Below are 8,521 nucleotides of genomic sequence, written 5' to 3' on the forward strand. Positions count from 1 at the left end.
AATACACATCAGAGCAAAAATATAAAATAAACCAACAGTCTAACAATATGGACTTATGTATTAACAATCAGGATGAATTATGTCTAAAGCTTCGCAAAAACCGATGCGCTCTATCCGTACCCTCGTCATTAAAGTATCCATCTTTATATTTGTACTGGCGATCTCTATTACACTTGCTTTGCAATATTACTTTAGCCAATCGACCCTACAAAAATCGACCGAACTGTTATATCGAACAGAAGCGAATAGGATCAGCAAATACATTGAACAACAGAATGCAAAGGCAATCAGCGACAGTTTGCTATTAGCCAATTTCACTCACTTAACTGAGAATAAAAAAATCACACCACAAGCACTACAGATACTGACCAAGTTAATGCACAACAACTCTGGTTACCATAGTATCTCTTTTGGTTTTGATAATGGCAATATGCAGCAGCTCGTTGATTTAAATACGACATACAACGATCCTGCATCACAAAGTGTGGCGTCAGACAGGTGGCTTTTAATTTCAATTAATGGACAGCAAGAGCAACGTATTCGAACATTTTATTACTTTGATCATTCCTTTAATTTACGTAAGCAATATCAGGAAGAAACTACTTATGATTTAACACTGCAGCCTTGGTTTCAGGATGCAATCATGAACTCGGTAAAAAAATCAAAACCTTACTTCTTCCCATACGCTAATACTTTTGGCCAAACCTACTCGATAAAGGTGCCTGAAACTAATATAGTATTAGGTATAAACATCACTTTAAATACCTTGTCTGAAACTTTACAAAAAGATCAAAAAAGTAGTAAAAACAAGCTCAATAGCTTATTCCATGAAACTTATATTGTTACCCAATCGGGTCAATTAATAGCATCAAATCAGGCTAATAAAGCATTTAGTAATGGCCATCAATTACCTACAGCTCCCTACCCTGCATTAATACCGTTAATACAACAAAAACAGCAGTTTAATCAACTTATACTGATCACTTTGAATCAACAACCCTATTATGTTTATATAACTCCTATCAACAGCATAAATGGTCTGAATAAATATTTAGCATTAGTTATCCCTAAACAGCAATTAATGGCTGAGAACACACAGCAACTAATAATGATTCTGTTGCTAAGCCTACTGTGCTTACTATTATTGTTACCCTTTCTATGGCTATTTTCTTCATCAATTATTAATTCATTGAATGCGTTACAGCAAAATATTGAAAAAGTGAAAATGCGTCGCTTTAAACAATTAACAGCAAGTACCAGCAACATCAGTGAAATACAAAATTTAGATCGGTCACTGCTTGAGATGAGCCTCTCTATTGAAACTTATCAAACTGAGCAGAAGCAATTGATGGAGTCTTTTATTAAGCTCATTGCACAAGCCATTGATGAAAAATCACCTTATACAGCGGGGCATTGCAATCGAGTACCTGAGCTTGGTTTAATGCTCGCAAAAGCGGCACAAGCCTCTAACTTAGCACCCTTTACAGACTTTAAATTTGAAAATGAAGATCAACAGCAAGAATTCAATCTAGCGGCTTGGTTACATGACTTAGGTAAGATAACCACACCTGAACATATCATTAATAAAGGCACTAAATTAGAAGCAAATTATAATCGAATTCATGAAATACGGATGCGCTTTGAAGTGTTATGGCGCGATGCAGAGATCACTTATTATCAACAAAGCAGAGCGCACCCTGAACAAAATAAGCCACTCAAAGAAGCATTAATAAAACAGCAACTGCAATTAATGCGAGATTTTGAGTTTATCGCTAAAGCAAATATTGGCGATACCTTTATGGTGCCGCAAGATACTTTACGCTTACAAAAAATTGCGAAGCAAACCTGGTTACGCTATTTTGATGATAGATTAGGTTTATCCTTGATTGAAGAGCTTAACTTAACCGGTAAAAAACAAAAATTACCAGTGACAGAAAAATTATTAAGCGATAAAAGCGAACATATTATCAAGCGAGATAATCAACTTGAATTTGACCCCAAGTTTGCAATAAAAATGCAAGTTCCTGAGCACCTTTATAATTTAGGTGAGTTATATAATTTATCCATTAGCTGCGGTACGTTGACCGTGGAAGATAGATTTAAAATCAATCAAAACGTAGCCAGCACAATTAAAATATTAGACAGCCTTCATTTTCCGCCTGAGCTTGCTAATGTACCTCGTTACGCCTCCACACACTCAGAAAATCTAAAAGGAACTGGTTATCCTCGTCAGCTAAGCGCCAAGGATTTATCAATTCCTGAACGTATTTTAGTGATTGCCGATATTTTTGAAGCGTTAACAACAACCGACAGACCTTATAAAAAAGCCAAACCCCTCAGTGTTGCCATTGATATTTTATATAACATGGCATTGCAACAAGATGTTGATATGGATATTTTTAAACTATTTTTAAGCAGCGGTATTTATTTGCAATATGCGAATAAATTTTTAGATACAAAACAGATTGATACAGTGAATATTGAGCAGTATATTGATGAATAAAGCGGTTAATATAGCGATCAATGCAACGAACATTTCTGCTCATAAACTAGTAGGGTTATCAATGTGAATATAACATCTACAATAGATTGGCCTTGGTTAATAAAACAAGCTAAACAACATAAAAAACGTCTTATTATCGCAAACATAATTGCTATTTTAGCGACCTTAATTAGTGTGCCTATCCCCCTATTAATGCCGCTAATGGTAGATGAAATATTATTAAAACAACCCGCCTCTGGTGTTGCCTTAATGAACCAATTTTTACCTACAAATTGGCAACAACCTGCAAGCTATATCATGGCTATTTTTTTTGCAGTTATTGTAATGCGCACCATTAGCCAGTTATTGAATATTTTGCAAAGCCGCCAATTTACACTCGTCTCTAAAACTATTACTTGTGAAATTCGACAGCAATTATTAGATAAGATAGGAAGAATTAGCATTCGCCAATATGAAACACGTGGTAGTGGCGGCATTAACTCACATTTAATCACAGATATTGAAACCATTGATAAATTTCTAGGCAGCACATTAAGTCGCTTTATTGTCAGCTTATTAACCGTTATTGGCACTGCAATTATTTTATTATGGATTGATTGGCGTTTAGGGCTTTTTATCTTATTGATAAATCCACTGGTAGTTTATTGCTCTCGAAAATTAGGCGCACAAGTTAAACATTTGAAAAAACTTGAAAATCAAACTTTTGAAGCATTTCAAAACCGTTTAATTGAAACGCTTGATGGCATTTATCAATTACGAGCCTCTAATCGTGAAAAAGATTTTTTACATCAACTAAAACAGCAAGCGAACAATATTCGCTATAGTGCAGATAAATATGCATGGCAAAGTGAAGCGGCAAGTCGTTTCTCATTTTTACTGTTTTTATTAGGTTTCGAGTTATTTCGGGCTGTCGCGATGTTAATGGTATTGTTTAGTGATTTAACCATTGGACAAATGTTCGCGGTATTTGGCTATCTCTGGTTTATGCTCTCCCCCGTTCAAGAGTTGCTCAATATACAGTTTTCTTGGTTCAGCGCCGCAGCAGCTTTGAAACGAATCAATACTTTAATGCTCATTGAAGAGGATCAACGACCGGTCAGCAAAGTAAACCCTTTCCTTAAAAAACAGGCAACAGAAGTGATCATTGAAAATGTTGACTTTGCATATGACAACGAACAACAAATATTAAATAACCTAAGTTTAACTATTCCTGCAGGTAAAAAAATTGCCTTAGTGGGTGCAAGCGGAAGCGGAAAATCTACACTTATTCAGCTATTAATTGGTGTTTATCAACCTAATAACGGCCACATTCTATTCAATGGAGAAGATAGCAGTGACATTGGTTTCGATATCATTCGCGATAATATATCAGTGGTATTACAACAACCTGTATTATTTAACGATACGCTGCGTCACAATTTATCATTAGGTCTAACTTATAGTGATCAACAACTATGGCAGGCTTTAGATATCGCACAACTAAGTGACCTTAAAACTCAGCTTACAAAGGGTCTCGATACCCCACTAGGACGACAAGGATTACGTTTATCAGGGGGACAACGGCAACGTGTTGCTATTGCAAGAATGGTATTAACAGATCCTCAATTAGTGATTTTAGATGAAGCAACCTCGGCATTAGATACACAAACAGAAGCAGCATTACACTGTGCTTTAAGTGATTTTCTGGTGAACCGAACAACCTTGATCGTTGCGCACAGATTATCCGCCGTCAAGCAAGCCGATACTATTTTTGTATTAGAAGAAGGACAAGTCAGCCAATCTGGGACACATCAAGATTTATTAGTTGAAGAAGGTTTATATCAAACATTATACGGGGCTGCGCAAAGTCATTAAGCAGTTATTTCAATTGCAACTTGATCCTATACAAGTAGTTACTAATAATGCGCCCTATCAGCAAACCTACAGTCAGTCTGGCAGCAAAATAATATGAATAAAGTACAATTACACCAACAGTTAATGAAGCATCTACAACAGCTTTTAAATAATGCCAAGTTAGCAGCAAAGCAAGCACATGAAGCCGCCACCAGTGAAGAAAATATTGCCGAGAGTAGATATGATACATTAGCGATAGAAGCTGCCTATTTAGCACAGGGGCAATCACAACGAGTTATACAATGCCAGGCGGATCTCGATGCCTGCATTAATTTACCCACCAGTAAGTCAACCATTGGTGAAATAGGCGCTTTAATAGTGCTGGTCGATGAGCAAAAACAAACTAAATATTTATTGATATGCCCCGTTGCAGGCGGTATGAAATTAAAATGGGATCAACATACCGTGTTGGTTATTACTCCTCAATCTCCAATGGGCCGAGCATTATTTAATCAACAGTTAGACGATGAAGTTGCCATCACCATTGCAGATAAAAAACAACATTATGAAATATTACAGATCATTTAACCTTTTAATGCATGATGAGAAAATGTTGAATTAAGATATTCGCGCTTAAGTTGTAAAAGGAGATCTTACTTTTTATTTTTAAGATATATGGTTAAAGTGATGATCTCTGATATAGCGTAAAGCTAGACTAATTATCCAACTCAACATACTTTTAAATGTTTACGCTCAACATTCCTCGACTTATCCCACACTTCAATTTACCTCTCCTTCGATGAATCGTTCAGCTTTAAAATTAAAGCATAAAAAATGTTCTTTAAAATTTAATCACTTTTTGAAAATCTCTACTATTCTTATTCTTTCATTTAAAAAGGACATAAAATGATTGAAACTAAAAAGATTTCTCCCGCTAGAAGACATTTTTTAAAAGTCACAACAGGCATAGCCGCTGCCGGTATCACAGCCAGCTTATTGCCTACTCAAGCAAGTGCAAAAGGATTTAAATTTGAGCCCAATCATCATCATAAAAAGCGTTGGAAAAAAGTACAAAAAGAATTTGTTTTAGATAAAAAAACAACTTATATGAATATCGGCACAACCGGCTCTATGCCTAAAAGTGTATTAGAAAATTACCAAGAAAATAATTTGAGCGTGGCGAAAAACCCGTGGGATATGCAAAATAAATTTGGTGCATGGCCCTACGTGACAGAAATGACAACAAGTATTGCACCAGGCTTTGGTGCAAATGCCAATGAAATTATACTTAGTCGAAATACCACTGACGGTATGTGCAGCATTCTTAATGGTTTACATTTTGAAGCTGGTGACGTGATCTTAACTACACATCATGAGCATGTTGCTGCACATTCGCCACTACATGTACTTGCTGCACGTTATGGTGTGGAAGTTATTTATTTAGATATTCCTGTTGATACTGGTGATAATAGTATTACAGAGCAACAGTTTGTTGATTTATTTGCACTGGCAGCCAATCAATATGCAGGCAGAGTACGATTAATCACTTTTTCGCATATCACTTACAAAACTGGTACCCGTTTACCCGCAAAACGAATCTGCCAAGAAGTAGCCATTCCAAATCAAATTCCAACACTTATTGATGGTGCACATAGCATCGGTATGCTGGATCTAGATTTTCATGACATTGATTGTGATTTTTATGCAGGCTCTGGGCATAAGTGGCAATGTGGTCCAGGTGCAACGGGTATCTTATTTGTACGAGATGGTGCAACACGATTAGATCAGTACTGGTCTGATTGCGAAAACCCGTTATGGTTTATCAATTCATCATTAGGCCATGCAGATTACTTAGGCACACAGCTACAACTACAATACATAGGCAATGACAACTATCCAGCCAAACAAGCGTTAACCGATGCATGTAAAATGTGGGATGAAATTGGCCGAGATACAATTGAAACACGCGTATTATCTTTGAGTAAATATTGTAAACAACAATTAAAAACAGCGTTTCCAAGTGCCGCTATCTACTCACCAGATATTGATCAACTTGCTAGTGCAATCACCAGCTTTAATCCTTTTGAGGATGTTAACGACTTAGTAACGTTAACTGAGTTTAGAGATAGGTTACGCGAACAAACTGGGTTCATTATTCGTACCACTGATTTTAAAATACAACAAAGTGATACGGTCGATACCCATGCATTAAGAATTTCAACTCACCTATTCCATGACCATAATGACGTAGATGGATTAATTAATGCGATGCAGCATGTGCTATACAGCATGAGTTAATATTCCTAGTAAGTTAATGATTGCTGATTTTTATACCTGGTGAATTGGAGAGGTGTAGCGAGGTTTGGTTATACTACATATTTTCGTTATCAATCAACATCGAGTATAAATTATCAGCGAACATATCCTTCGGATCTACCACAAGCTAGTACTGTTTTAGTTGATTTAGTGCTTTTAACTAAAAAGACATGCAGTATTTCTCAGCTTGAGAGCATGATTATTAATTAATACTTCCAACATCTCACCTTTAAGTTTGAATACTTCTGTCTATACTGGTTATACATCATTTAAAACTTAACCGAGCACATACGGCACTGAAAAAATAAATAATGACAAAACAAATTGTTATAACCCGTTGTGCTGTTTTTAAAAACATTAGCTCCGAGCCTTTTATTTTAACCAGTGCGCTTAATCTGTAAGTTTTCAACATTAATATTAGATATAAAAAAATTTTACACGATAAGGCCTATTTAATGACCCTAACAAAACATAAATATCTTTGTAGTTTAATAGCGTTTCTTCTAATTTACTTTTATAGCAGCGTCAGTACCGCTAGAGATCTTGAGCAGATTAAAGCTGAGGGAGTGTTAAGACATATCGGCGTACCCTATGCGAATTTTATTACACTATATATTGAGGGTGATGAAACTGTTGTAGGCGGGCTAGATGCCGAATTAATGCAAGGTTTTGCTCAACACTTAGGTCTTGAATATGAATTTCTTGAAGCAAGTTGGTCGAATGCATTTACCTTACTCACAGGAAAAAGTGCAAGTTACATTAATAATCAATTACAAAGAGGTCAAATTGACCATGGAATAGAGGGTGACGTTATTGCTAATGGGGCAACCATTTTACCATGGAGATCTGAGGTTGTTGATTTTTCTATCGATTATTTCCCATCAGCGGTATGGTTAGTGGCTAAAGCTGAATCAGACTTAATTCCCATCACCCCTACAGGTATAATTCAACAAGATATTCTTGCCGTTAAAAAACTGATAAAGAATCATGATGTTTTAGCAATGAAACAAACTTGCCTCGATCCTGATTTATATAATTTATACGACACTGAGGCAAATATTATATTGCCTATTACAGAGTTAAAACTGAATGAAATGGTACCCGCTATTCTCAACAATGATGCAGAAAGTACATTACTTGATGTACCAGATACGTTAATAGCACTACAAAAATGGCCCGGTGAAATAAAAGTAATTGGCCCGGTTTCAGACGACCAAAGAATGGCTGTCGCTTTTCGCAAAGACTCTCCACAATTACGTGACGCCTTTAATCAATACCTACAGGAAATGAAAAAAAATGGTGAATATAACCAATTAGTTAAGAAATATTACCCTTCCGTCTTTAATTTTTACCCTGACTTTTTCAAGATAAAACATCAATGAGTATGATTCTTCGCAAATGGTTAACCAGTAAAAATAGCCTATTATTTGGTAGTGTTATGTTAGCAGGTTACTTGTTATTAATTTTAACTGTAACTAACGTTGGACAAAAAAAATTACAAGAATCGCAACATAATGAACTGCATTTAAAAATACAACATTATGCCAATTTATTAAGCAACTATTTTGAACTTTCAAACCGTAGTCTCAGTTTTATTGCAAGAAACAAAACAATCAGCACCTTTTATGCGAACAAAAACTCAGGAATGTCAATGACTTATGGTTTAAGAGCCAGTTTATTTAATGTTCAACAATTACTTGCAGAGCGTATAGAACCAAATCAGGATAAACGTCCGCCTTACTTTTCACGTATTACATTATTAGCATTAGATGGCACAATTATCGCCGACACCGCACAGCAAACAGGATTCAATCGCGGCAATATAGACCTATCAGCATTAAAGTCTGTTGATCAAAAATTATTAATTAA

5 protein-coding genes and 1 pseudogene are annotated in these 8,521 nt (G+C 35.8%); all 6 read left to right on the forward strand.

The window, feature by feature from the left end; all coding sequences use genetic code 11:
• Positions 1 to 79 precede the first annotated feature (79 nt).
• Positions 80 to 2,503, forward strand: coding sequence for an HD domain-containing phosphohydrolase (locus tag MT391_RS16445; RefSeq protein WP_028867823.1), 2,424 nt, complete (start codon positions 80 to 82; stop codon positions 2,501 to 2,503).
• Between the two features lie 57 nt (positions 2,504 to 2,560).
• Complete coding sequence (locus tag MT391_RS16450) at positions 2,561 to 4,357, forward strand: ABC transporter ATP-binding protein (RefSeq protein ID WP_028867824.1); 1,797 nt, start codon at positions 2,561 to 2,563, stop codon at positions 4,355 to 4,357.
• A 93-nt stretch (positions 4,358 to 4,450) separates the two neighbouring features.
• Positions 4,451 to 4,924 carry a GreA/GreB family elongation factor gene (locus MT391_RS16455; protein WP_028867825.1) on the forward strand — a complete coding sequence of 158 codons (474 nt, stop codon included), beginning with the start codon at positions 4,451 to 4,453 and terminating at the stop codon, positions 4,922 to 4,924.
• Positions 4,925 to 5,242: 318 nt separating this feature from the next.
• Positions 5,243 to 6,634, forward strand: a complete 1,392-nt coding sequence (locus MT391_RS16460; RefSeq protein ID WP_028867826.1) for an aminotransferase class V-fold PLP-dependent enzyme — start codon at positions 5,243 to 5,245, stop codon at positions 6,632 to 6,634.
• Between the two features lie 473 nt (positions 6,635 to 7,107).
• Complete coding sequence (locus tag MT391_RS16465) at positions 7,108 to 8,034, forward strand: transporter substrate-binding domain-containing protein (RefSeq protein ID WP_028867827.1); 927 nt, start codon at positions 7,108 to 7,110, stop codon at positions 8,032 to 8,034.
• Positions 8,031 to 8,521, forward strand: a pseudogene (locus tag MT391_RS16470) (hypothetical protein); the annotation flags it as partial. The gene MT391_RS16465 and the pseudogene MT391_RS16470, both read left to right, overlap by 4 nt.

This window comes from Vibrio sp. 1-Bac 57 (assembly GCF_037546855.1).
Taxonomy (GTDB): domain Bacteria; phylum Pseudomonadota; class Gammaproteobacteria; order Enterobacterales; family Psychromonadaceae; genus Psychromonas.

What these genes read in the sequence shown, in the direction of transcription:
- MT391_RS16455 (WP_028867825.1), top strand. Translation starts at nt 4,451, where the DNA reads ATGAATAAAGTACAATTACACCAACAGTTAATGAAGCATCTACAACAG.
- MT391_RS16460 (WP_028867826.1), top strand. Translation starts at nt 5,243, where the DNA reads ATGATTGAAACTAAAAAGATTTCTCCCGCTAGAAGACATTTTTTAAAA.
- MT391_RS16445 (WP_028867823.1), top strand. Translation starts at nt 80, where the DNA reads ATGTCTAAAGCTTCGCAAAAACCGATGCGCTCTATCCGTACCCTCGTC.
- MT391_RS16465 (WP_028867827.1), top strand. Translation starts at nt 7,108, where the DNA reads ATGACCCTAACAAAACATAAATATCTTTGTAGTTTAATAGCGTTTCTT.